This window comes from Streptomyces sp. AJS327, from assembly GCF_013450295.1.
Taxonomy (GTDB): Bacteria; Actinomycetota; Actinomycetes; order Streptomycetales; family Streptomycetaceae; genus Streptomyces.
The window spans coordinates 518,808-542,500 of the sequence record NZ_SKBR01000004.1; the positions used below are offsets into that span (position 1 = coordinate 518,808).

The window sequence follows — 23,693 nt, forward strand, 5'->3', positions numbered from 1 at the left end:
TTCACGCGCCGCTCCGAGCCGATCGTCTCGGCAGAACATAGGAGGACGGTGTTGCGAGCCGGTCTGCGGTAACCCCTCGGTCCGCCGTCGAACACCCATCGATCGTGTAACAGCGGCCCGTGTGTGGGGCGGTGGGACCGGGAGGACGGTACCGGACACACGAGGGGGCGCCCCGGCTCGGTGAACCGGAGCGCCCCGCGAACCTACGACGAGCGGCCTGGTGTCAGGGACCGCCGGAGCCAGCCTCAGCCCGGCAGCCGGTAGGCCCCACCCTCCAGCGGCTCGACGAGACCGTCGGCGACCAGCCCGTCCAACGCGCGGGCGCGCTGCACCGGCTCGTGCCACACCCGGTCCAGCGTGGACTGCGAGACGGGTTCGGTCGCCTCCCGCAGCACGGCCAGCAGCCGGCCCCGGACCTGCCGGTCCGTCCCCGCGTAGCTCTGGGTACGGCGCGGCTGCCCGGTGTGCTCCGGCGACCCCGCGAGTCGCCAGGCGCACGACCCCGAGATCGGGCAGCGCCCGCACTCCGGGCTGCGCGCCGTGCACACCAACGCGCCCAGCTCCATCGTCGCCGCGGCCCAGCTGGCGGCCGTCCCCTCGTCCTCGGGGAGCAGCGCCCGGGCGAGCTTGCGCTCGGCGGCCGTGGTCGCGTTCGGCGCGAACTGCTGGCCGGACACGGCGCGGGCGAACACCCGGCGCACGTTGGTGTCCAGCACGGCGTGCCGCTGTCCGTAGGCGAAGGAGGCGACGGCGGCGGCGGTGTACTCGCCGACGCCGGGCAGCGCGAGCAACTGGGCGTGCTCCCGCGGGACGTCGCCGCCGTGCCGTTCCGCTATGGCGGCGGCGGCGCCGTGCAGCCGGAGCGCTCGGCGCGGGTAGCCGAGCCGCCCCCAGGCGCGCACGGCTTCGCCGGGTGCCTCAGCGGCCAGGTCGGCTGGGCGTGGCCACTGTCGCAGCCACTGTTCGTAGACGGGGAGGACACGGGCGACAGGGGTCTGCTGGAGCATGAACTCGCTGACCATGACCCCCCACGCCCCCGCCTCGGGGCGGCGCCACGGGAGGTCGCGGGCGTGTTCCGCGAACCATTCGACGACGGGTGTGTGCAGCGCGAGCGCGGTCTGCTCGGCGGGGTGATTCTCGGTGGTGGCAGTCATGGCACGACCGATCCTGGCACGTGGTTCCCCGGCTGGGAAACGGCCACGCGGCGCGGCTCGCGCGCCCCGCGCGGACGGACCAGCCGACGGGCCCGACCGGCCCCGCGGCCCCCGCGCGGGCCGGTGCGCGGGGACCGGAACGGGCCGGGAACCAGCCGGAGCACGCCGCGGCGGAGGGACGCCGGACGGGATCGGGACGAAGTAGCGCGTGTGCTGACGTACCGAACGATCCGGGATAAGCGGGATGTCCACTGACGAACTCGCAGGAACCGTACGCGCGATGAGGAGCGAACCGCACCCCGACCGCCGCTCATCACAACAATGACCGGTTCTGCGGCGGGTACGGGTCTGTCGGGCCCGTGGCGTCTCGTAAGGTTTCCGCGTGGGATCTCTGCGCAATCCGATCGGGCCGCTTCCCTCCTCCATCTACTGGCGTCGGAGGACCGTCGCGGTTGCCATCCTCGTGCTCCTGGTCCTCCTGGTCGTCTGGGCCTTCAGCTTCGGGGGAGACGAGAACACCTCCGGCGAACAGGGCCAGGGCGGCGGGGGCAACGCCCCGCCCAGCACCATCACCCCCGGCCCGTCCGACTCCGGACCCGCGATCAGCGACCGTCCCGGCGGCCGGGACGAGGCGGAGGACGGCGACCAGGACGGCTCGGGCGGCTCCGGCACGGACGACGAGGACGGCGCGGACGGCAAGGGCTCGGGCACCGAGGGCGGTTCGGGCTGGTCCGAGGCCAACCCGGGCAGCGAGAGCGGCGGTTCGGGCGGGGGTTCCGGGAAGGGCGTTCCGGCGGGCAGCGGCCTGCCCGCCTGCGAGTCCCCGGACGTCACCCTCAGCCTGCGCAGCGTGAAGAAGAAGTACGACGCGGACGAGCGGCCCACCCTGGAACTCACCGCCAAGAACACGGGCGACGCGGCCTGCCTCATCGACCTCGGGCCGGAGGCCACCGTCGTGACGGTCACCGACTCCGACGACCGGAAGGTCTGGGCCTCGGACGACTGCGCGAGCGACGCCACGCCGTACCGGGTGCGGGTCCCGGCGGAGGACGAGACGCGGCACACCTTCGAGTGGCACCGCGTCGCCAGCCCCGCGAAGTGCGGAGACTCGCCGTCCCCGGTGTCCGCCGGGAAGTACGAGGTGAAGGCCAAACCGAAGGGGCTGTCCGCCGCCCGCGGCTCCTTCACGCTCGGCGGCTGACCCCCGCGCCGACGCCGCCCGGGAGCGCGGTCGTCGGTGCGGTCAGAGCGTCAGACGTACCGCTCCAGGATGGACGACTCGGCGAGTCGGGAGAGGCCCTCGCGCACCGAGCGGGCCCGCGCCTCGCCCACGCCCTCCACGGTCTGGAGGTCGTCGACGCTCGCGGCCAGCAGCTTCTGTAGCCCGCCGAAGTGCTCCACGAGCCGGTCGATCACGGTGCCGGGCAGCCGCGGCACCTTCGCCAGCAGCCGGAAGCCACGTGGTGACACCGCCGAGTCGAGCGTCTCCGGTGCGCCGCTGTACCCCAGGGCCCGCGCGACGGTGGGGAGTTCCAGCAGCTCCGGGTGGGTCAGCCGGTCGAGATCGCCGAGCGCCTCCGGCACGCTGCGGGTACGGCGGCCGGAACCGCCGGTCTGCGGGACGTAGTCCCGGACGACGAGTTCACGCTCCGGCTCGACACCGGCGATCAGCTCGTCCAGCTGGAGGGAGAGCAGACGGCCGTCGGTGCCCAACTCCACGACGTACTCCGCGATCTCCGTGGCGATGCGGCGCACCATCTCCAGTCGTTGCGCGACCGCGGTGACGTCACGGACCGTCACCAGATCCTCGATCTCCAGGGCCGAGAGGGTGCCCGCCACCTCGTCCAGCCGGAGCTTGTACCGCTCCAGCGTGGCCAGCGCCTGGTTGGCCCGGGACAGGATCGCGGCGGAGTCCTCCAGAACCCGCCGCTGACCGTCGACGTACAGCGCGATCAGCCGCATCGACTGGCTGACCGACACCACGGGGAACCCCGTCTGGATCGAGACCCGCTGCGCGGTGCGGTGCCGGGTGCCGGTCTCCTCGGTCTCGATGGAGGCGTCCGGGACGAGCTGCACCCCGGCACGGACGATCTTGGCGATGTCCCGGTCGAGGATCAGCGCACCGTCCAGCTTGCACAGTTCGCGCAGCCGGGTCGCGCTGAAGTCCACGTCCAGGACGAAACCGCCGGTGCACAGCGCCTCGACCGTGCGGTCCATGCCCAGCACGATGAGTCCGCCGGTGTTGCCGCGCAACACGCGTTCGAGGCCGTCACGCAGCGCGGTACCCGGTGCGACGGCGCTCAGGGAGGCGCGCATCAGGCGCTCGCTACCGGCGCCGGGACTCCCACCGGCCCTGGCGGGAACAGCTGCCCGGTCGTTGGCTGCCACTGCACTCCTTCGGTCGTGCGGGTGTTGACGGGCGAGACCAGGCCAAAGTCTACCGGCGGCGTCAGCCGCCCCGCGCGGTGCGAGCGGGCAGCACCCGCAGGGCCTCTCCCACGTCCGCGACCTCCAGCACCCGCATCCCCTCCGGAATCCGCCCGGGATCCGCCGGCACCAGCGCGTGGCTGAAGCCCAGCCGGGCCGCCTCCGCCAGCCGGCGCTGCACCCCCGTCACCCTGCGGACCTCCCCGGCCAGGCCGACCTCCCCGATCGCCACCAGGTTCTGCGGGAGCGGGGTGTCACTCGCCGCGCTCGCCAGCGCCAGGGAGACCGCGAGGTCCGCCGCCGGTTCCGAGAGGCGCACCCCGCCCACGGTCGCGCTGTAGATGTCGCACTTGCCCAGTGCCTTGATCCGGCCACGCTGCTCCAGCACCGCCAGCATCATCGAGACCCGGGAGTTCTCCAGCCCGGAGGTGGTGCGCCGGGGCGAGGGAATCTGGCTGTCCACCGTCAGCGCCTGCACCTCGGCCACCAGCGGGCGCTTGCCCTCCAGGGTCACGGTGAGGCAGGTGCCGGGGACCGGCTCGGCCCGGCGGGTCAGGAACAGGCCGGACGGGTCGGCCAGCCCGGTGATGCCCTCGTCGTGCAGTTCGAAGCAGCCCACCTCGTCCGTCGTGCCGTAGCGGTTCTTGACGCCGCGCACCAGGCGGAGCCGCGCGTGCCGGTCGCCCTCGAAGTGCAGCACCACGTCGACCAGGTGCTCCAGCAGCCGCGGGCCCGCGATGGCGCCGTCCTTGGTGACGTGCCCGACCAGCAGGGTGGCCATCCCGCGCTCCTTGGAGGCACGGATCAGGGCGCCCGCCACCTCGCGGACCTGCGCGATACCGCCCGGGGCACCGTCGATCTCCGGGGACGCGACGGTCTGCACCGAGTCGAGGACCAGGAGTGCGGGCTTCACCTCGTCCAGATGGGCCAGGACCGCGGCGAGATCGGTCTCCGCCGTGAGGTACAGGTGGTCGCTGATCGCCCCGATCCGGTCGGCACGCAGCCGCACCTGACCCGCCGACTCCTCACCCGTGACGTAGAGCGTGCGATGGTCCGGGCCGGCGGCCTTGGCCGCCACGTCCAGCAGCAGCGTCGACTTGCCCACCCCCGGCTCGCCCGCCAGCAGCGCGACCGCGCCCGGCACCAGCCCCCCGCCCAGGACCCGGTCCAGCTCCGGGACGCCGGTGCCGCGCGCCTCCGCCTGCTGCCCGTCGACCTGGCCGATGGGCAGCGCCGAGGTGGTGACCCGCCCCGGGGCCGTGGTGCGCACGGCGGGTGCGCCACCCTGCTCCTCCACGGTTCCCCACGCCTGACACTCCGGGCAGCGGCCGAGCCACTTCGCGGTCTGCCAACCACACTCCGTGCAGCGGTAACTGGGGCGATCCTTGCCGGACGGTTTACGGGCAGCCATGCCCGTCACCGTATAGCCGCCCGCCGACACCGCCGATCGGCCCTCCCACGCGGGGGCGCCCACGGTGCGTGAGACGCCCCACGGGGCGGCTCCCGGCGGACGGGGCATATCGGTTCGTTGCCACCGCAAGTCGCACGAGTCACACGTATGGATTAAAGATGTCCTGGAGACGCGGGGGAACTGGCGTCAGACGCCTACCGTCGCGTGGTGATGAGCACCTGGCGCGAGCACCCCCGGATCCCCCTCGGCGCACCCGAGCACGCTCGCTCGCGCCACCAGGACCCGCCCGCCCCCCGCGTCACCAGCGGCGTCACCGGAGGGGAACCGCTTCCGGAGGGGCCGCGCTGGGCCCGGGAGGCCCGCGCCACCCACGACGCCAGGTACGCGGACGAGGTCCGGTACGCGGACCCCGGACCGGCCGCCGCCCCCGCCGAGGCGCCGGAACGCCCGCGCAAGGAGGGCAGGGCGCCGAAACCCCGGAAACCGTCGAGGTCCGAGCAGACGGCCCGGCACAGCGCCCGGAAGCGGCCGGGTGGCGCGTCCGGGCCGCCCCCCGGCGGGCTGACACTCCGCGAGCCCACCGGATCCGGCTGTCGCGGACCTGAGGGGCCGGACGCCGCCCGATCGAGCGAGCCCGACGCGGCTCTGTCTCCCTACGAACCGGTCCTGGACGGCCTGTTCACCTACTGCCTCTCGGTGATGTGCGAACACGAGGCCGCGATCACCGCGCTCGGCGAGGCGCTGGCGCTGGCCGAACGGCAGCGGGCGCGCGGCCGCGTCCCGCGCGACGCGGACCTCCACCGCCCCTGGCTGTACGCCCTGGCCCGATGGACCTGCCTGCGGCGGCTGGAGGAGTGCCAGGGGACCGGACGCGCGGCCACCGCCCCCGACCTCACCGAGGCCGACCGGACCCGCCGCCGCGCCGAACTCGCCGCGCTCGCCTGGCCGGAGGCCGCGGGCACCGCCCCCGAGCAGCGCGAGGCGCTGGAACTCGCGATCCGCCACGGCCTGTCCTCCCGCGAGGTCGCCGCGGTGCTGTCCCAGTCGACGGAGCTGGCGACCTCGCTGCTGGCCGGTGCCGCCTGCGAGGTGGAGCGGACTCGCGCGGCACTGACCGTCGTGGAGTCGGGAGGCTGCCCCGCCGTCACCGCGCTCGCCGGGGACGACCGGCTGCTGCTCGGCTCGGCGCTCCGCCGCGAACTCGTGCGGCACGTCGACGAGTGCGCCGCCTGCCGCCGGGCGGCGGAACGGGCGATGGCCGGGGTGGCCTGGCCCGGCACCGCCCCCACCACGGGCGCGCTCGCCGTGCTGGACGCGCCGCGTCCGGCGGTGCGCGCCGCGTTCGCCGTGGCGCGCCGCGCCCGCTTCCTGCACAGCCCGCGCTTCGACCGGTCCGCCTTCCCGCTGGACGCCAAGGAACGAGCCGCCCGCCGGGAGCGGCTGCGCAGCCGCGCCGTGACGACGACGGTCGTGGCCGCGGTGGTCGCCGCCCCGGTGCTCGCGCTGTGGGCCGCCTACCGGGGCGGTCCCAGCGCGGGGGAGCGGCGGGACGGCGGAGCGGTCTCGGCCTCCGAACACGAGGACCGGTCCGATCTGGACGGCGTGCCCTACGAGAACGCGGGCCGGGCGGACGACTCCGCGTCGGGGAAGCGGAAGAAGTCCGACCTCTCCGTCCGGGTGGACGGCCGGGAGGCGCGAGACGCCGACCGGTCCGCCGCACCCCGCCGTGGGCGGCTCTCGGTACACGCCCGGCAGTCCGGTCCGGACACGCTGATCACCCTCACCGCCTCCGGGAGCGGCCCGGTGCGCTGGTCGGCCGTCTCGGACGCGTCCTGGCTGCGACTCAGCCGCTCCGCCGGGGAGTTGGGCGCCGGCGAGTCGACCATCGTGCGAGTCTCCCTCGTCCGGGAGCTGGAGCCCACCGGCGCCTGGGCGGCACACGTCCGGCTCGGCCCGTCCGGCGCGGTGGTGACCGTCCGGGGCCGGGGCGCCGGTTCGCAGGCCCCTCCCTCGGAGCCGACCTCGCCCCCGGAGGAGCGGCCCACCCCACCCCCGCCCGACGAGGAGCCGCCGCCCTCCGAGGACAGTTCCCCGCCGCCGCAGGAACCGTCAGAACCGCCGTCCTCCGAGCCCCCGCCCAGCTCCCCCACGCACGCCAACCCGGCCCCCGCCCCCGGCTGACCCCGCGGTCCCGTCCGGGTCGCCCTCCGGCACGACCGAGCCCCCGCCCGGCGCGTACGCCTGGGTGCGGGGGCTCAGCGGGACGGGGGCTCAGCGGGACGGTGCCCCGGAGGCAGGTGCTCCGGAGTGGCGCTCAGGGGGCGGGGTCGGCCGGGTGCGGGGCCAGCAGCGGCAGCGTGGACGCCAGGCGCGCCGCGCACAACTCCGCGAGCTGCTCGTAGGCGGCCTCGCCCATCAGCTCGGTGAGCTCGGGCCGGTAGGACTCGTACACCGGCTTGCCGCCGCCGTGCGCCGACGGCGCGGAGGTGCACCACCAGTGCAGGTCGTGGCCGCCCGGCCCCCAGCCCCGCCGGTCGTACTCCCCGATGGAGACGTACAGCACCTGCTCGCCGTCCGGCTGGTCCACCCACTCGTAGGTGCGGCGGATCGGCAGCTGCCAGCAGACGTCGGGCTTGGTCTCCAGCGGCTCCCGGCCCTCCCGGAGGGCCAGGGTGTGCAGCGCGCAGCCGTATCCGCCGGGGAAACCCGGCCGGTTGTGGAAGATGCAGGCGCCCCGCCAGCGGCGCGTCTGCCGTTCGCCGTCCTCGTCCGTCTCCGTCCAGCCGCCGGTCGTCCCGACGTCGTGGAACTGCCAGGTCTCGGGGGTGAGTCGGGCCACGTGCGCGGCCACCCGCCGCTCGTCCTCCTCGTCGGTGAAGTGCGCGCCGAGCGTGCAGCAGCCGTCCGAGGCGCGGCCGGAGCGGATGCCCTGGCAGCCCGAGCCGAAGACGCAGTTCCAACGCGAGGTGAGCCACGTCAGATCGCAGCGGAAGATCTGCTCCGCGTCGGCCGGATCCCGGAACTCGACCCAGGCGCGGGGGACGTCCAGGCTGGTCTCCTCCGCGCGGGGTGCCCGGCGCACGGCTGGAGCGCCCGAGTCCGGAGCCCCCGGGATCACCGGAGGAACGGCGTCCGCCACGCCCCCCACCGCACCGCTGTCCCCGGCGTCGTCCGTGTCCGTCACGTCCCCGGCGTCGTCCGCGCCGGTCGCGTCCCCGGCGTCCCCAGCGTGCTCGCCGTGCTCGCCGTGCTCGACGTCGATCGCTCCGTCCGGTCGGGAACTCCGGGTCGCCGCCGGAATCTCGCCCTGCTTCTGCCGCTTCGCCGCTTTCGTCTTACCCACGCCCCCAGCGTAAGCGTGCGGCGTACCGAACCCGGAGCAGGCCGCGGGCGGCTAGCGTGCTGTGTATGAGACTCGGTGTCCTCGACGTGGGTTCGAATACCGTCCACCTTCTCGTGGCCGACGCGCACCCGGGAACCCGTCCGCTGCCCGCCGTCTCCCACAAGGCGGCCCTCAGACTCGCCGAACTGCTCGACGAGCACGGCGCGATCAGCGAGGAGGGCGTGGCCCGGCTCGTCACCACCGTCGCGGAGGCCGCCGAGGTCGCCGAGGACCAGGGCGTCCAGGACCTGCTCGCCTTCGCCACCTCCGCCGTGCGGGAAGCGGGCAACGCGGGCCGGGTGCTGACCCGCGTCGCCGAGGACACCGGAGTCAAGCTGGAGGTGCTGTCCGGGGAGGACGAGGCACGCCTCACCTTCCTCGCCGCCCGCCGCTGGTGCGGCTGGTCGGCCGGGCGGCTGCTCCTCCTCGACATCGGCGGCGGCTCCCTGGAGATCGCCCACGGACCGGACGAGCGCCCCGACACCGCCCTCTCGCTGCCCCTCGGCGCGGGCCGCCTCACCGGCGCCTGGCTGCCGGGCGACCCGCCGGAACAGACCGACGTGCGGGCGCTACGCCGCCGGGTGCGGACCGAGATCGCACGAGTGGTGGGGGAGGTCCACCGCCTCGGCAGGCCCGACCGGGTCGTCGGCACCTCCAAGACGTTCCGGCAGCTCGCCCGGATCACCGGAGCCGCCCGTTCGGCCGAGGGCCCGTACGTCCGGCGGCGGCTGCGCCGCGCCACGCTCACCGAAGAGCTGCCACATCTGGCGGGCATGACCGCGGCGGAACGCGCCGAGCTGCCCGGCGTCCCGGAGAGCCGGGCCCGCCAGCTGCTCGCCGGGGCGCTGGTGGCGGAGGCGGCGATGGACCTCTTCCAGGTGGACGAGCTGGAAATCTGCCCCTGGGCGCTGCGGGAGGGCGTCCTCCTCGACCGGCTCGACCGGCTCGACCGGCTCGACCGGCCCCGATTCGCCTGATCCGACCCCGGTGCTCCCGGGGCCCCGCCGGGAGCACCGCCGGTGCCCTCTACGCTGTCTGTCGTGGTCCACTCAGCGGTGCGCGTTCCCGGAGCGAAGGTGGCCCTGTCGACGGCCTCCGTCTACCCGGAGTCCACGGCGGCGGCCTTCGAGATCGCCGCGCGCCTGGGGTACGACGGCGTCGAGGTCATGGTCTGGACGGATCCGGTCAGCCAGGACGTGGAGGCGCTGCGGCGCCTGTCCGACTTCCACGGCCTCCCGATCCTCGCCGTACACGCGCCGTGCCTGCTGATCACCCAGCGCGTCTGGTCGACCGACCCCTGGGTGAAGCTCCAGCGGGCCCGCGCCGCGGCCGAGCGGTTGGGTGCCTCGACGGTCGTCGTCCATCCGCCGTTCCGCTGGCAGCGCGCCTACGCCCGGGAGTTCGTGCGGGGCGTGTGGCGCATGGCGGGCGAGACCGACGTGCGGTTCGCGGTGGAGAACATGTATCCGTGGCGCTACCGCGATCGGGAGATGCTCGCGTACGCGCCTGACTGGGACCCCACGAACGACGACTACCGTCACTTCACGATCGACCTCTCGCACACCGCCACCTCCCGCAGCGACACCCTCGCGATGGTGGAGCGGATGGGCGACCGCCTCGGACACGTGCACCTCGCCGACGGACACGGTTCCAACAAGGACGAGCACCTCGTGCCCGGCCGCGGCAGCCAGCCCTGCGCCGAGCTGCTGGGCCTGCTCGCGGCCCGGGGCTTCGACGGTCACGTGGTCGTGGAGGTCAACACCCGCCGGGCGATGTCCTCGGCCGAGCGGGAGGCGGACCTCGCGGAGGCCCTGGCCTTCACCCGGCTGCACCTCGCGGCCCCGAGCCCCGCCGACCCCGCGCACTCCGTCCAGCTCGTTCGCCCTGCGGCCCCGCCCTCCGGCGGCGGCCCCGAGACCTCGCGGTCCGCCGCCTCTCCGGTGGACGCCCCGGAGAGCGGCCCCTCGGCGGACGCCCCTGGGGCCGACGCCGTCGCGGCGCCCTCCAGCGACCGGGAGCCGTCCGGTGACCGCGCGGAGGCGGGTCCGGAGGCGGGCTCGGAGACGGATCCGGAGGCGGGGCCCGGTGAGCGGGCTGGCCACCGGCTGGATAAGGGGTCGACCGAGGGTCCGGGCACAGCCCCGGACGAGGGACGAGACGCGGACGAGGAACGACACCCGGACGAGGGACGAGACGCGGGTGACCGGCGGGACGCGGTTGACGGCCCGCGAGACCACGGCCCTCGCGGACGACGTGCTCCCCGGCTCCCGGGGCGCCGCGCCGGAAGGGCCCGGCGCGGAGGGAAGCGATGACCTCGTCCGGCAGCCCGAAAGGGACCGGAGCCCAGCCCGTCGAGCCCGCCTCCGGCACCGGGGACACGCGCCGCGATGCGGACACCGGCGCCCACCCCTCAGCCTCCGTCGGCGCCCCGGCCTCCGGCGCTGATTCGACGTCCGCTGGTGACTTGGCGGTCTCCAGCGGGGCGGCCGGGGGCGGGCAGGCCGCCGAGGCCGCGCCGCGCCGGCGCGGACGGGGGCGCCCGGCGCGGGGGAGCGCGGACGACGGGCCCGGCACGCGGGAGCGGATCCTCGCCTCGGCCCGCAGCGAGTTCGCGGAGCGCGGCTACGACCGTGCCTCGATCAGGGGGATCGCCCGGGGCGCCGGGGTGGATCCGGCGCTGGTCCACCACTACTTCGGCAACAAGGAACAGGTTTTCGCCGCCGCCGTCGTCGGCGGTATGACCCCGGTGTTCGTGCTGCCCAACGTGATCTCGGACGGTCCCAGGGAACAGCTGGGCGAGCGGATCGCCCGGACCATGTTCGACATCTGGGAGGCCCCGGAGACCCGGGAGCCACTGGTCGCGATTCTCCGCTCAGCGCTCAACAACGACACCGCGGCGACCATCTTCCGTCAGATGGTCACCCGGAACCTACTGACCCGGGTCGCGCACGAACTGGGGCTGGTCAATCGGGAGTTGCGGGTGGAGCTGGCGGTGGCCCAGCTCGTGGGGGCCGCGCTGCTGCGCTACGTGATCAAGCTGGAGCCCTTGGCCTCCGAGCCGGTCGAGGTCGTGGTCGAACGGCTCGCTCCCATCGTCGACCGGCACCTCACCGGCGAGTGGGACTCGCCCCCGTGACCCGGGCACACTGACGAGCGGGCCGGTGACCGGACGGCCCCCCGGACGGCCCGGCCGTGTCCGGAGGACCCGTGTCGGATGGGCGGATCCCAGCCTCCGGGCTCGCCCGCGGACCCGACCACCCCGATCCGGCCTGGCTTCGGTCCGGATCCCCACCCCGGACCGGAACCCACTCGCCTCGTTCCCGACCGCGTCCTCGTTCCCGACCGCGTCCTCGGGCTCGGGGCCGGGCAGAGCGGGTCAACCTCGATCACCGTGCGGAGGAGTCCGGTCACCGAACCGCTGCGACCTGTCCCACCTGGACCCAGCTCGGACCGGTTCGGACTCAGCTCGGACCGGCTCGGACCAGCTCGGACCAGCTCGGTCCCGGCTCGAACTCGGTCCCGCACCGGCCGGACCGGACCCGGTCCCGACTCCCTCGACGAGCGCGTCCACGATACGAACCGGGTGTCCGGATCTTGGTCGGTGGGCGTACGCTCGCCAGCGGAACCGTACGAATCGCCGGGTTCGCGCGACGGGGCGTCCGTCCCGTACGTCCGTCGCCCGATCCGGCAGCACGCGTCACGAGGGAGAGGCCGCCATGCCCGAGCTGAGGTCCCGAACCGTCACCCACGGCCGCAACATGGCGGGCGCGCGAGCCCTCATGCAGGCCTCGGGGGTAGCGCGGGAGGACTTCGGCAAGCCGATCGTCGCGGTGGCCAACAGCTTCACCGAGTTCGTGCCCGGGCACACCCACCTTCAGCCGGTGGGTCGCATCGTCAGCGAGGCCGTCAAGGCGGCGGGCGGGATCCCCCGTGAGTTCAACACCATCGCGGTGGATGACGGCATCGCGATGGGGCACGGCGGGATGCTGTACTCGCTGCCCTCCCGCGACCTGATCGCGGACTCCGTCGAGTACATGACGGAAGCGCACTGCGCCGACGCCCTGATCTGCGTCTCCAACTGCGACAAGATCACGCCCGGGATGCTGATGGCGGCGATGCGGCTCAACATCCCCACCGTCTTCGTCTCCGGCGGCCCGATGGAGTCGGGCACCGCGACCCTGGTGGACGGCGCGGTCCGCAAGCTCGACCTGATCACCGCCATCGCCGAGTCGGCCAACGAGAGCGTCAGCGACGAGGACCTCCGGCGTATCGAGGACAACGCCTGCCCCACCTGCGGCTCCTGCTCGGGCATGTTCACCGCGAACTCGATGAACTGCCTGACCGAGGCGATCGGCCTCGCCCTGCCCGGCAACGGCTCGGTGCTCGCCACCCACACCGCCCGCCGCAGGCTGTACGAGGACGCGGGCCGCACCGTCGTGGAACTCGCCCAGCGGTACTACGACCAGGACGACGAGACGGCCCTGCCCCGCACGATCGCGAACCGCGCCGCCTTCGAGAACGCGATGGCGCTGGACATCGCGATGGGCGGGTCGACCAACACCATCCTGCACCTGCTGGCGGCGGCCGAGGAGGCGGGAGTCGACTTCACCATGGCCGACATCGACGCCCTGTCGCGGCGGCTGCCCTGCCTGACCAAGGTCGCGCCCAACGGCACGTACTACATGGAGGACGTGCACCGCGCGGGCGGCATCCCCGCGATCCTGGGCGAGCTGCACCGCGCCGGGCTGCTCAACGAGGACGTGCACACCGTCCACTCCCCCACCCTCGCCACCTGGCTCAAGAACTGGGACATCCGTGGCGAAGCCCCGGCGGTGAGGGGCGGCGCCCGGGAGACGGGTGGGAGGGACATCCGCGGCGAAGCCACGACCACGGCTCCGGTCTCCGACTCCGGTGAGGGGAGCGGTTCGGAGGCGCGGGACGGGGGGCTCTCCGACGAGGCCATCGAGCTGTTCTACGCCGCCCCGGGCTGTGTGCGGTCGGCCGAGGCGTTCTCCCAGTCGGAGCGCTGGGAGTCGCTGGACACCGACGCGGCGAACGGCTGCATCCGGGACATCGCGCACGCCTACTCGCGCGAGGGCGGCCTCGCCGTGCTGTACGGCAACCTCGCGGAGAACGGCTGCGTGGTGAAGACCGCCGGGGTCGACGAGTCGATCCTCACCTTCACCGGCCCAGCCGTCGTCTGCGAGTCGCAGGACGAGGCAGTCCAGCGCATCCTCGCCAAGGAGGTCACGGAGGGCGACGTGGTCGTCATCCGCTACGAGGGCCCGAAGGGCGGCCCCGGTATGCAGGAGATGCTGTACCCGACCTCGTTCCTCAAGGGCCGGGGCCTCGGCAAGGCGTGCGCGCTGATCACCGACGGACGGTTCTCCGGCGGCACCTCGGGGCTCTCGATCGGGCACGCCTCGCCGGAGGCAGCCTCCGGCGGCACGATCGCGCTCGTCGAGGACGGGGACCAGATCACCATCGACATCCCCCACCGCACCATCGAACTGCGGGTCTCGGAAGAGGAGTTGGCCGCGCGGCGGGAGGCCCTCGGTGGCCGGTACGCGCCGCGGGACCGCCAGCGCAAGGTGTCCGCCGCGCTGCGCGCGTACGCGGCGATGGCGACCAGTGCCGACCGGGGCGCGGTGCGGGACGTCTCGCAGATCGGCGGCTGACCCCGCCCGTTCGGCACCGCCCAGCGCGATCCGACTGGCCCGCCCCTCCGCCCGTGTGCCCCACCCCGTCCAGTCCGAGGCTGCGGCGTGACACACGGGAGGCAAGGGGTGCACGGGATACGCGGGATGCGAGACCTGCACGGGACACACGGGATACGCGGGTGGCCGGAAACCGGCACTCCGCCGGTTCGGACCGTGCGAGTAGGACGTACCTGTCTGCCCGCCTGGTGTGGAGCGGGACATAATCGGTGGTGTGCGAACCAGTGACGAGCCCACCCCCGAGCCGATCCGCTTTTACGGCACCACCTGGGTCGGTCACTCCGGTGGTTACGCGCTACGGCGTATCGGACTCGGCGTGGGCTCGGTGCTGTCCGCCGCGCTCGGCGCCGTGCTCCTACGGCTCGCCTACGAGGGGCTGACCATCGCCGAGGTCGGTGGCTGGGTGAACGTCCTGATCGTGGTCGCCTTCGCGCTCTGTAGCTCGATGGCCTTCTCCCGCACCCTCGCCACCTACACCCGGGCCCCGGAGGACGACGCGTCACCGGGGCCGGACGGCTCGCTCCGGAGCGTCAAGGCGATCGGCTTCATCGGAGTGCTGCTCGCTTACGCGCTGCGTACCCTCGTGGAGGCGCCGGGGGAGAAGCTGCGCCGGGCCGAGTACGAGCAGGCGCTGGAGCGCGCGACGCGGCGCCGCACCAGCCGTACGGGCAACCCCGCTGCCAGGCGTCGCGCCCCACGCCGGAAGAGCTGAACCGTCCCACCCGCCCCGGCCCCACAACCTGCCCCGCTCGTGCCCTGCCCGGCCCCACCGCGCTTCGGGCCCACCCGCCCCGGCCGCACCCTGCCTCGGTTGTGCCTGCCACGGTCGTGTCCTGCCACAGTCGTGGGCCGGGCCCGGCGGCGCTGTGCCCCGGCTGTACGTGGCCCCGGTCGTACCTGGCCGGGCCCGGAGAACCCGACCGGCGCCCTGTTCCGCCCCCCGCCCCCACCCCCTGCCCCGTCCGAGCGTGTTCCAGCGCCCTCAGGCGTTGAGGCCCTGTTGGCGCTCCACCCCGAGGTTCCGGACGATCCCGGACCCGATGGCCCCAGGCCTGGATGGCCCCAGACCTGGATGACTCCTGGATGCACCCTTGGGGGCCCGAACGCGCCCCGAGGCGGCCCGCGCGCCGGTCCCTGCCCCAGCTGCTGGAACCAGCCCTGGAAGGCACTTCTGGCAACCGGTCCGGGCCGGGAAACCGGGCCCGGGTAGCTGCCCCGGGGAACCCCCGAGTGGTGTCCGGGCTGCCCCTTAGGGAACCCTGATATGTGTCAGGTTTCTTTGACACGTCTCCTCGGGACGTGTCAGCTTTCTCTTACACACCGAAGGAGAGGGGGTCACGATGAGCACGGTCGAGACCTCGACGGGGGACGAGCTACTGAAGATCCTCGCGGCACTCGGCAACCCACACCGGATGCGGATCGTTGCGGCGCTGGTCGAGGGGCGCGATTACGTCAGCAGGCTCGCCCGGGAGATCGGCATGAGCCGACCGCTGTTGCACATGCACCTTCAGCGGTTGGAGGCCGCCGGGCTCATCGTCGGAACGCTGGAGGTTTCGGACGGTGGAAAGGCCATGAAGTTCTACGAAGTGACCCCCTTTGCTTATGAGTTGACGCCGGAGTCGATCGCGGGAGCCGCCCGGTCGCTGAGCGACGGCACGTCCACGGACGACGCTGATCCCGCTCCCACAGCCCAGGCGCCCGAACTCCCGGCACGCACCGCCGGGACGACGAACGAGCTGACGCCGGACGCGGCTCCGGAGAAGACCCGGGAGCATCTGCCGGAGAAAGAGGAAGCGAAGTGAACGAGGAGCTGATGATCGGGGCCGCCGACCCGGCGGGGGTATGGGCCGCCGGTATCGGAACGGCCGGGGTCTTCGTCCTGATGATCGTGGTCGTCTGGCAGATCGCCGCCACCTGGCGAGCGCGGATGCTGGCGGCCCGCGAGGAGAAGTACAAGGAGCTGGCTCAGCGCTACGCCTCGCTGCTGGAGGACAACGTGGAGCTTCAGCGCCGTACCGTCGAGGAACTGACCGAGTCACGCAAGGCTGTGGCCTCGATGGAGAAGATGATGCGAGAGATCGAGTAGCTGGTCGTGACGGCGACTCGTCTCCCCTCGTCCGTCGTGGGCATGGCCCTGCCCGATACGGACACCGCGACAACCGGCGCCGACCGGTCGCGCACCCCGGACACACGGCCTGAGTCCGTTCGACGGTCTTCTGAGGGCGTGGTCCCTCAGCCCGGGCGGTAGCACCTCCGTCGCCGGCGACATCCCGTCTCGTCGCGGACACCCGAACGACCCCACAGCGGACGGCCGTCCACCATCGACTGATCGCCGTCCGTCCGCGCCCTCGGCGCTGACCACCCCACAGCGTGCCCCGTACCGCGCCGCGAGCCCGGGGCCGCCTGCTCAACCCACATGATCCGTACGGCTGTTCCGATGTGTACGGCCGGGAGCGGCAACTCCCGGCCGTACGGCGCGAGCAGTCCGTGACAGCGAGCCCATCGCAGCACTCACACTCACACCACAAGGGAGCGTACCCATGTCTGCCCGTAGTGCCGCGCGGCGGCTGGCCACCGCGCCAGGCGGCCGCCGTACCAAGTGGCTGGCCCTCGGAGTCTGGCTGATAGTCCTCGTCGCCTTGGGGCCCCTCGCGGGGAAGCTGGGCGAGGTCGAGGACACCAGCGCCAACGCCTTCCTGCCGCGCGGAGCCGAGTCCGCTCAGGTCAACACCGAACTCGAGAGGTTCCGCGGCGATGACGAGATCATGCCCGCGGTCATCGTCTACGCCCGGGACGGGAAGACCACCTCGGCGGACACCGCCTCCGCACGCGCCGACGCCGAGAAGTTCGCCCCACTTCTCGCCGACGGCGAGAAGCTGAGCGGCCCACTTCCGTCGCAGGACGGCAAGGCGCTCATGGTCGTCATCCCGCTCAACGCGGAAGACTCGATCATGGACAAGGTGAACGAGCTTCGCGACGTGGCCGGTGCCAACGCGCCACCCGGTCTGAGCGCGGAGGTGGGCGGTCCCGCCAGTTCGCTGCTGGACTCCGTCGAGGTCTTCGACTCCCTGGACGGCACGCTGATGCTCGCCACCGGCACCGTCGTCACCATTCTGCTTCTCCTGACCTACCGCAGCCCGGTGCTGTGGCTGTTCCCGCTGCTCGCGGTCGGCTTCGCGGCCGTGCTGACCCAGGCGGCCACCTACCTCGCGGCCGAGTACGGCGGGCTGCCCGTCGACCCGCAGAGCGCGGGCATCCTGATGGTGCTCGTCTTCGGCGTGGGGACGGACTACGCGCTGCTGCTCATCGCTCGGTACCGCGAGGAGTTGTACCGGCACGAGGACCGGCACCGCGCGATGCGGCTGGCGCTGCGCCACGCGGGCCCGGCGATTCTGGCGTCCGCCGGGACGGTGGTGGTCGGACTCGCCTGCCTCGCCTTCGCGGACATCAACTCCTCCCGTTCCCTCGGGCTGGTGGGGGCACTTGGCGTGGCCTGCGCCTTTCTCGCGATGGTCACCGTGCTCCCCGCGCTGCTCGTCATCGCGGGCCGCTGGACCTTCTGGCCGTTCATCCCGCGCGTAGCGGCCGCCACCTCTGAGGAGTTCGTCGCCCCGGACACCGTGCGTGCGGGCGCCCCCGCCCCCGGTTCCGTCAGGGGAGGTCTCCCCAATTCCGCGGGCATCTCGGACACGCGGTCGACACCCGCGGCGGACGGGTTCCGCCGACCCGGCGGAGTGGAGGGGGTGTGGTTCCGCATCGGTCGGTTGATCGCCCGTCGCCCCCGCTGGGCCTGGCTGCTGTCGATCGGGGTCACCGCCCTGCTGGCCCTGAGCTCCACGGGAATCTCGCTGGGGCTGACCCAGGAGGAGATGTTCCAGGAGAAGCCGGAATCCGTGGTGGCGCAGCAGCACATCTCGGAGCACTACCCCTCGGGCTCGTCCGACCCGGCCACCGTCGTCACCCGTTCCGAACACCGGAAGGCCGTGATCGCCGCCGCCTCCGGCGTCGAGGGGGTGGAGTCCGCGAAGGCCGAGGACCGCACCGACGACGGTGAGCTGAGCACCGTTTCGGTGGTGCTGACGGACGCACCGGACAGCGACGCGGCCAAGGACGCGGTCGAGCGACTGCGCACCGCCGTACACGCGGTCGACGGAGCGGAGGCGCTGGTCGGTGGCACCACGGCGGAGGCATTGGACACCCAGCGCGCCGCCGACCGAGACCTGACGACCGTCATCCCGATCGTCCTGCTCGTCGTCCTGCTCGTGCTGGTCGCCCTGCTGCGCTCGCTGGTCGCGCCACTGGTGCTGCTCGCCACCGTGGTGCTGTCCTACTGTGGCGCGCTTGGCGCCTCCCACCTGCTCTTCGAGCACGTCTTCGGGTTCGCCGCCATGGACTGGTCGATCCCCCTGATGGGCTTCGTCTTCCTCGTCGCGCTGGGCATCGACTACAACATCTTCCTGATGACGAGGGTCCGCGAGGAGGCCGCGCGCCGGGGGCACGCCGCGGGGGTGCTCCACGGGCTCACCGCCACCGGCGGTGTCATCACCTCGGCCGGAGTGGTGCTGGCGGCCACCTTCGCCGTCTTCGCCACCCTCCCGCTGGTGACCATGGCGCAGCTTGGAGTGCTGATCGGGGTCGGGGTGCTGCTGGACACCTTCCTCGTGCGCACCGTGCTGGTACCGGCACTCGCGCTGGACATCGGCCGCCACGTGTGGTGGCCGGGAGCGCTCGCCCGGCGGGTTCACCGTTCGGGTTCCGGGGACGCGTCCGCTCCGGAAGGTGGCGAATCGGGGGTGAACGGAGCCGCGGCGGACGCCGCTCCGGACGCCCCGGGGCAGCGGAACCCGGCCAGGCTCTGAGCGGCCGGCGAGGCGCTGAACGGCACTGACGGCGAGGGAACCGACCGACAGCAGCCGTGAGGGCCACGGGCCGGGCCGGATTCCGACGGGGATCCGGCCCGGCCCCCTCGTCGTTCCACGACTGGGCACCCACCCGACGCTTCCGCGACCCGGGGCAGCCGGGCGTGGAGCGTGTGACCGGGGTGTCGGCTTCGGGCACCGCCGCCAGATCCCGGCCGGGCGGGTGGACTGACGACCGGACCGCCGGAGGGGTCCGCGCGGGCTCGGTGGAGTCTGGTCCGTCGCGCGCCCCGGGCGTACGGGGCTGATCAGGGGTGCGGTCGGGCCCCCTTGAGGACCTTGTCCACCGCGTTGCGTGGGCCGTACACGGCGATTCCGACGAGGTCGAGCTGGGCTGATGTGGTGCCCCGTACCGTGGCGCGGTTGTCCAGGTCGTTGCCGGTAGTGAAGAGGTCCGAGGTGAACACCGATCTCGGCAGCCCCCGGGAGAGCACCCTGCCGTGCGCACGGGCCAGCGTTTCCTTCGAGCCCTCGAACACGAGCACTGGCTGGCGGAACATCGGCAGATACGGGACGCCGTCGGCGTCCACGTACGGCTCGCCGATCACTTCGGGGATCGTCGCCCCCAGCCCGCTGACCAGGAAGGCGGTCACGTTCAGTCGCTGCCAGGGCTTCAGGTCGGCACGGAGCAGAACCGCGATCTTGGTATCGAAACGTATCCGCGAACCGACCGGACGCCGCTCGGTCCCACCGTCGCCCACTGAGCCTGACGGAGCGTCGCTCACCCCCGCCTCGTGACCCGCGGCCAGGCCGGTCGATCGTGCGCCTTCTTCCGGGCACGTCCCCGTTCCGCCAGCACCTCCCGCCTTGGGCCCGGAGCCGCCCGAGGCTCCTTCGGAGGTCGTGGACCAGGCTGCCGGTTTTTCTGGCTTCGTTTCGGGCCGTGGCCCACGTTCCACGTCGGGGCTGATGGGGCTCGGTCGCGCGTCCGCCACGCTCGTCATGCTCCTCGTCTCGGGGGCGGCGTCGACTCGGACGGCCCTGGGCGCGTGCTGTTCTCTCATGCTCCGAGACTGCGCCGCCCGTACCCGCGCGGTCTTGTACGTTCCTTGCATGGTGTCCCAGCAGGAGGTCTCCGCCTGGCACCCCGCCGTAGCGGGTGTCGTCGAGGTCTTCCACGCCCGGTTCACCGAGCATCGCTACCCGATGCATGTCCATGACGCCTGGACGCTGTTGACGGTGGACGACGGCGCGGTCCGCTACGACCTGGACCGCCACCAGCACGGCGCCCCGCACCACACAGTGACGCTGTTGCCGCCGCAGGTACCGCACAACGGCTCGCCGGCCACGCCGCACGGCTTTCGCAAGCGCGTGCTCTACCTCGACACGAGCCAACTGGACGAGACCTTCATCGGGGCGGCGGTTGACCGTCCGGAACTCACCGACCCCGGGCTGCGGATTCGCGTCGGGCGACTGCACCAGGCCCTCGCGAGCCCTGGTGACGAACTGGAGGCCGCGAGCCGACTGGTGCTGATCAACCAGCGGTTGCGCGAACACCTGCGTCCCCGGGCGACCATCGAGCGCCCGCCCCTGGAGGTCACCGTCGCTCATCGCTTCCGGGATCTGCTCGACGCCCGTCTGCCGGACAGCGTGTCGCTGGAGGAGGCCGCCCGGGTTGTGCGCGCCCATCCGACCCACCTCATCCGGGCGTTCAGCTCGGCCTTCGGTATCGCTCCGCACCAGTACCTGATCGCTCGTCGTGTGGACCTGGCGCGTCGGCTGCTCCTCGCGGACTGGCCGCCGCAGGCGGTAGCCGCCCACACCGGTTTCTACGACCAGCCCCACCTCACCCGTCACTTCAAGCGACTGGTGGGCACGACTCCCGGCCGTTACGCCCGGTCCTCCCGAACCTCGCGTGTGAACCGCCTGTGAGCGCCGCTGCCGTCGGCAGGCTCCGCCGATCGCGAGTAGAGCCGGCAGACCAGTGTGGGTCGGCCGACAGGACAGGAACCGGAAGCGTTCACCCCGCACTGTCCTCACCTCCCTCTGTTTGAGCACCCGCGAGACACCTCTCGCCGAACGCTCGGCAGTCTTGGTGAAGCCGACGCGTCCCGTCATGCGGGAAGCTGTGGAATTACCCGTTCCACATTGCGTGTTGACGCCTGATCGACGCCGGGGTTCCATCGCTGTGACCTCTGCCTTCAGCGGTCCTCGTGGACGGTGGGGGCGTTTCGCGACAGCTTCCCGGCCCCTTGTGACACCCCCGGCAAGAGTGAGATTTCCGGTTCGGGGACGTCCGGACGTTCCAGCTGTGTGGATGTTTCCCCCCGACGTGCCGAGCGCGGCCGGGCAGGGTCCTGCCGGGCGAAGGAACGGTGCGTGGGGTCGCATCAAGTCCGTTCTCCCGCCCTCGCCCCCACCGCCACGCCGGATGGTCGGCCTCACTTGAGAAACCGCCCTTGACCAGGACACCGGAATGGCCGAACCGAGCCCCGGCACGGTGTCGAGCACAGTCCGTAACCCCGCCCCGCCCTCAGTGAGACACGCGAACTCCGGCTGTTCCTAGGGAAGTTGGCCCCCTCACGGAGTCGCCATCGTGCCCGGTGGCGACCGGTCGCCGGGCTGGATGCCGGGTGAACACCCGCGCCTCGCGAGCGCCCCGCCGAGGGGCGCTGCTTGACGGCCAGTCAGGGGCGACCCATAATTCAACGCATGATGAATAAAAAGCAGGCACGCCCACCCGCCGCCTCGGAGACCTCTCCATCGTGGGCGGAGCAGAGCGGGAATCAGCTGGTCGCCGGGGGTGAACCGGCCGTCCGGGCGGTAGGGATCAACGTCGCTCGGGGAGATCGCCGTGTGCTGAACGACCTCTCCTTCGAGGTGGCCCCGGGCACTGTCACGGGCCTGCTCGGCCCCTCCGGCTGCGGTAAGTCCACGCTGATGCGGGCGATCGTCGGCACGCAGGCCAGGGTCACCGGCACGTTGGACGTTCTCGGTCACCCGGCGGGATCGCCCTCGCTCCGCGCCCGAGTCGGCTACGTCACGCAGTCCCCCTCGGTCTACGACGACCTGACCGCGCGCCAGAATCTCGACTACTACGCGGCCGTACTCGGTATGGCCCCCGGTCGCGGGCGGTCCGGATCGACCCGGCAGGCCCGGGCCCACCAGGTGGAGCGGGCTCTCGTGGACGTGGACCTGACCTCGCACGCCGACGCGCTCGCCGGAAGCCTCTCCGGCGGCCAGCGTTCGCGCGTCTCACTCGCCGTGGCACTGCTCGGCGACCCCGAACTGCTGGTACTCGACGAACCCACCGTGGGCCTCGACCCGGTGCTGCGGCACGACCTGTGGGGGCTCTTCCATCGACTCGCTGCCGAGCGGGGCACCACCCTGCTGATCTCGTCACATGTCATGGACGAGGCGGATCGCTGTCAGTCCTTGCTCTTGCTGCGGGACGGAGTACTCCTCGCGACGGGCACACCGCAGGGTCTGTGCGATCACACCCGGACTGAAACGGTCGAGGACGCCTTCCTGCATCTGGTGGACGAGGCCCGTGCCCGTGACGCCGGGGGGCAGCCGCCGAGCTGACCGGCCCGGAACCCGGGCAAGCCCCTCGCCGGACACGTCGGGCATGCACCGCGTCCCGAGGTGTCCGACACGTGAGCATGGCTGGCCGCAAGAGCCATCGCCCCGCACTCAGCGCTCCAGAGCGTAAGCAAGCACTCCGTGTCCGTTCACCATCCCGCCCGAGTCCTCAGGAAAGGCAGCGAAGCCATGTCCCTCTCCCGCACCCTCGCCACCGCCCGGCGGGTGCTCCGTCAACTGAGCCACGACCGGCGCACGATCGCGCTGTTACTCCTGGTGCCCGTTTTCCTGCTTGTTCTGCTCTACTTCGTGTTCGACTCAGAGCGGCGCTCCTTCGACGGTATCGGCGCCTCGCTGCTCGGTATCTTTCCGCTGGTGACGATGTTCCTGGTCACCTCCATCGCCACGCTTCGAGAGCGAACCTCGGGCACGCTGGAACGCCTCCTCTCCATGCCCCTGAGCAAGGGCGACCTGATCATGGGATACGCGCTGGCGTTCGGGGCCCTCTCCGTCGTTCAGGCGTCACTGGCCACCGGGGTCGCCGTCTGGCTGCTGGACCTCAGCATCGCGGGATCCCCCTGGCTGCTCCTGCTGGTCGCCCTGCTGGACGCGCTGCTCGGCACCGCGCTCGGCCTCTTCGTCTCGGCCTTCGCCGCCTCGGAGTTCCAGGTGGTCCAGTTCATGCCAGCGATGATCTTTCCGCAGATCCTGCTGTGCGGGCTCTTCGCCCCCAGGGACGCCATGCAGCCCGTCCTGGAGGCGATCTCTAACGTCCTGCCCATGTCCTACGCGGTCGACGGTATGAACGAGGTGCTGAGGAACTCCGAGGCCACCGGGGACTTCGTCCGCGACATCGCTGTCGTCGCCGGGTCGGCGTTGCTCGTCCTCCTGCTGGGCTCGGCAACACTCCGCCGCCGGACGACCTGACCACACGACGATGCGAGGATGAGAACCGCGCCATCGACCACGTGCACGCACGGTGCCGTCCACCGGTGGCCCGTGACCCAGGATCGACGCGGACCGTACGAGGTGACCCACCCATGACCCAGAAAGTCGCCGTCCTCGGAGCCGGCAAGATCGGCGAGGCCCTGCTTTCCGGCATGCTCCGCGGCGGGTGGACACCGGAAGCGCTGCTCGTGACGGTCCGCCGCGCGGAGCGCG

18 protein-coding genes and 1 pseudogene (1 of these 19 only partly in view) are annotated in these 23,693 nt (G+C 72.6%); 14 read left to right on the forward strand and 5 right to left on the reverse strand.

Annotated features, from left to right (window positions below):
- Positions 1-245: 245 nt before the first annotated feature.
- Complete coding sequence (locus E0L36_RS24060) at positions 246-1,154, reverse strand: A/G-specific adenine glycosylase (RefSeq protein WP_180931362.1); 909 nt, start codon at positions 1,152-1,154, stop codon at positions 246-248.
- 382 nt (positions 1,155-1,536) lie between these two features.
- On the opposite strand from E0L36_RS24060, the gene E0L36_RS24065 reads away from it, so the two are divergent.
- Complete coding sequence (locus E0L36_RS24065; protein WP_180931363.1) at positions 1,537-2,355, forward strand: hypothetical protein; 819 nt, start codon at positions 1,537-1,539, stop codon at positions 2,353-2,355.
- A gap of 50 nt (positions 2,356-2,405) precedes the next feature.
- Here the strand turns inward: E0L36_RS24065 and disA are convergent, their stop codons facing one another.
- Together disA and radA are read right to left on the reverse strand one after the other, a co-directional pair.
- Positions 2,406-3,542 (reverse strand): DNA integrity scanning diadenylate cyclase DisA, encoded by a 1,137-nt coding sequence (disA, locus tag E0L36_RS24070; RefSeq protein ID WP_180931364.1) that lies wholly within the window; start codon positions 3,540-3,542, stop codon positions 2,406-2,408.
- A 61-nt stretch (positions 3,543-3,603) separates the two neighbouring features.
- Entirely contained in the window at positions 3,604-4,992 is a 1,389-nt protein-coding gene (radA, locus tag E0L36_RS24075) for a DNA repair protein RadA (RefSeq protein WP_180931365.1), read from the reverse strand.
- 210 nt (positions 4,993-5,202) lie between these two features.
- Here radA and E0L36_RS24080 point away from each other — a divergent pair, with 210 nt between their 5' ends.
- Entirely contained in the window at positions 5,203-7,173 is a 1,971-nt protein-coding gene (locus E0L36_RS24080) for a sigma-70 family RNA polymerase sigma factor (protein WP_180931366.1), read from the forward strand.
- Positions 7,174-7,306: 133 nt separating this feature from the next.
- Here the strand turns inward: E0L36_RS24080 and E0L36_RS24085 are convergent, their stop codons facing one another.
- Entirely contained in the window at positions 7,307-8,110 is an 804-nt protein-coding gene (locus E0L36_RS24085; protein WP_374705590.1) for a hypothetical protein, read from the reverse strand.
- A 290-nt stretch (positions 8,111-8,400) separates the two neighbouring features.
- Here E0L36_RS24085 and E0L36_RS24090 point away from each other — a divergent pair, with 290 nt between their 5' ends.
- The 8 genes and pseudogenes from E0L36_RS24090 (at position 8,401) to E0L36_RS24125 (ending at position 18,950) form a co-directional block, all read left to right on the forward strand.
- Positions 8,401-9,351, forward strand: a complete 951-nt coding sequence (locus E0L36_RS24090) for a Ppx/GppA phosphatase family protein (protein WP_180931367.1) — start codon at positions 8,401-8,403, stop codon at positions 9,349-9,351.
- Positions 9,352-9,414: 63 nt separating this feature from the next.
- Positions 9,415-10,221 (forward strand): annotated as a pseudogene (locus E0L36_RS24095) (sugar phosphate isomerase/epimerase family protein); the annotation flags it as partial.
- A 461-nt stretch (positions 10,222-10,682) separates the two neighbouring features.
- Entirely contained in the window at positions 10,683-11,510 is an 828-nt protein-coding gene (locus E0L36_RS24100; protein WP_180931368.1) for a TetR family transcriptional regulator, read from the forward strand.
- 580 nt (positions 11,511-12,090) lie between these two features.
- Positions 12,091-14,052, forward strand: a complete 1,962-nt coding sequence (gene ilvD, locus E0L36_RS24105) for a dihydroxy-acid dehydratase (RefSeq protein ID WP_180931369.1) — start codon at positions 12,091-12,093, stop codon at positions 14,050-14,052.
- A gap of 253 nt (positions 14,053-14,305) precedes the next feature.
- A complete protein-coding gene (locus E0L36_RS24110; RefSeq protein WP_308416910.1) occupies positions 14,306-14,803 on the forward strand; it encodes a hypothetical protein in 498 nt (165 codons plus the stop codon).
- A 628-nt stretch (positions 14,804-15,431) separates the two neighbouring features.
- A complete protein-coding gene (locus tag E0L36_RS24115) occupies positions 15,432-15,893 on the forward strand; it encodes a winged helix-turn-helix domain-containing protein (RefSeq protein ID WP_180931370.1) in 462 nt (153 codons plus the stop codon).
- Entirely contained in the window at positions 15,890-16,177 is a 288-nt protein-coding gene (locus tag E0L36_RS24120; RefSeq protein WP_374705581.1) for a hypothetical protein, read from the forward strand. The genes E0L36_RS24115 and E0L36_RS24120 overlap by 4 nt, the downstream gene beginning before the upstream one ends.
- A gap of 454 nt (positions 16,178-16,631) precedes the next feature.
- Positions 16,632-18,950 carry an MMPL family transporter gene (locus tag E0L36_RS24125; RefSeq protein ID WP_180931371.1) on the forward strand — a complete coding sequence of 773 codons (2,319 nt, stop codon included), beginning with the start codon at positions 16,632-16,634 and terminating at the stop codon, positions 18,948-18,950.
- Between the two features lie 308 nt (positions 18,951-19,258).
- Here E0L36_RS24125 and E0L36_RS24130 read toward each other — a convergent pair whose 3' ends face one another.
- Complete coding sequence (locus E0L36_RS24130) at positions 19,259-19,711, reverse strand: DUF2000 domain-containing protein (RefSeq protein WP_180931372.1); 453 nt, start codon at positions 19,709-19,711, stop codon at positions 19,259-19,261.
- Between the two features lie 352 nt (positions 19,712-20,063).
- Here E0L36_RS24130 and E0L36_RS24135 point away from each other — a divergent pair, with 352 nt between their 5' ends.
- The 4 genes from E0L36_RS24135 to proC form a co-directional block, all read left to right on the forward strand.
- Complete coding sequence (locus tag E0L36_RS24135; RefSeq protein ID WP_180931373.1) at positions 20,064-20,882, forward strand: AraC family transcriptional regulator; 819 nt, start codon at positions 20,064-20,066, stop codon at positions 20,880-20,882.
- A gap of 780 nt (positions 20,883-21,662) precedes the next feature.
- Complete coding sequence (locus tag E0L36_RS24140) at positions 21,663-22,535, forward strand: ABC transporter ATP-binding protein (RefSeq protein WP_374705582.1); 873 nt, start codon at positions 21,663-21,665, stop codon at positions 22,533-22,535.
- Between the two features lie 186 nt (positions 22,536-22,721).
- Complete coding sequence (locus E0L36_RS24145; RefSeq protein ID WP_180931374.1) at positions 22,722-23,459, forward strand: ABC transporter permease; 738 nt, start codon at positions 22,722-22,724, stop codon at positions 23,457-23,459.
- Between the two features lie 113 nt (positions 23,460-23,572).
- Positions 23,573-23,693, forward strand: partial view of a pyrroline-5-carboxylate reductase gene (gene proC, locus E0L36_RS24150; protein ID WP_180931375.1) — the 5' portion only. Its footprint extends 689 nt past the window's final position; the window shows 121 of its 810 coding nt (coding positions 1-121); it begins with the start codon at positions 23,573-23,575; its stop codon lies off the right edge, out of view.

What these genes read in the sequence shown, in the direction of transcription:
- E0L36_RS24060 (WP_180931362.1), bottom strand. Translation starts at nt 1,154, where the DNA reads ATGACTGCCACCACCGAGAATCACCCCGCCGAGCAGACCGCGCTCGCG.
- radA (WP_180931365.1), bottom strand. Translation starts at nt 4,992, where the DNA reads ATGGCTGCCCGTAAACCGTCCGGCAAGGATCGCCCCAGTTACCGCTGC.
- E0L36_RS24080 (WP_180931366.1), top strand. Translation starts at nt 5,203, where the DNA reads ATGAGCACCTGGCGCGAGCACCCCCGGATCCCCCTCGGCGCACCCGAG.
- E0L36_RS24090 (WP_180931367.1), top strand. Translation starts at nt 8,401, where the DNA reads ATGAGACTCGGTGTCCTCGACGTGGGTTCGAATACCGTCCACCTTCTC.
- E0L36_RS24100 (WP_180931368.1), top strand. Translation starts at nt 10,683, where the DNA reads ATGACCTCGTCCGGCAGCCCGAAAGGGACCGGAGCCCAGCCCGTCGAG.
- ilvD (WP_180931369.1), top strand. Translation starts at nt 12,091, where the DNA reads ATGCCCGAGCTGAGGTCCCGAACCGTCACCCACGGCCGCAACATGGCG.
- E0L36_RS24115 (WP_180931370.1), top strand. Translation starts at nt 15,432, where the DNA reads ATGAGCACGGTCGAGACCTCGACGGGGGACGAGCTACTGAAGATCCTC.
- E0L36_RS24125 (WP_180931371.1), top strand. Translation starts at nt 16,632, where the DNA reads ATGTCTGCCCGTAGTGCCGCGCGGCGGCTGGCCACCGCGCCAGGCGGC.
- E0L36_RS24135 (WP_180931373.1), top strand. Translation starts at nt 20,064, where the DNA reads ATGGTGTCCCAGCAGGAGGTCTCCGCCTGGCACCCCGCCGTAGCGGGT.
- E0L36_RS24140 (WP_374705582.1), top strand. Translation starts at nt 21,663, where the DNA reads ATGATGAATAAAAAGCAGGCACGCCCACCCGCCGCCTCGGAGACCTCT.
- E0L36_RS24145 (WP_180931374.1), top strand. Translation starts at nt 22,722, where the DNA reads ATGTCCCTCTCCCGCACCCTCGCCACCGCCCGGCGGGTGCTCCGTCAA.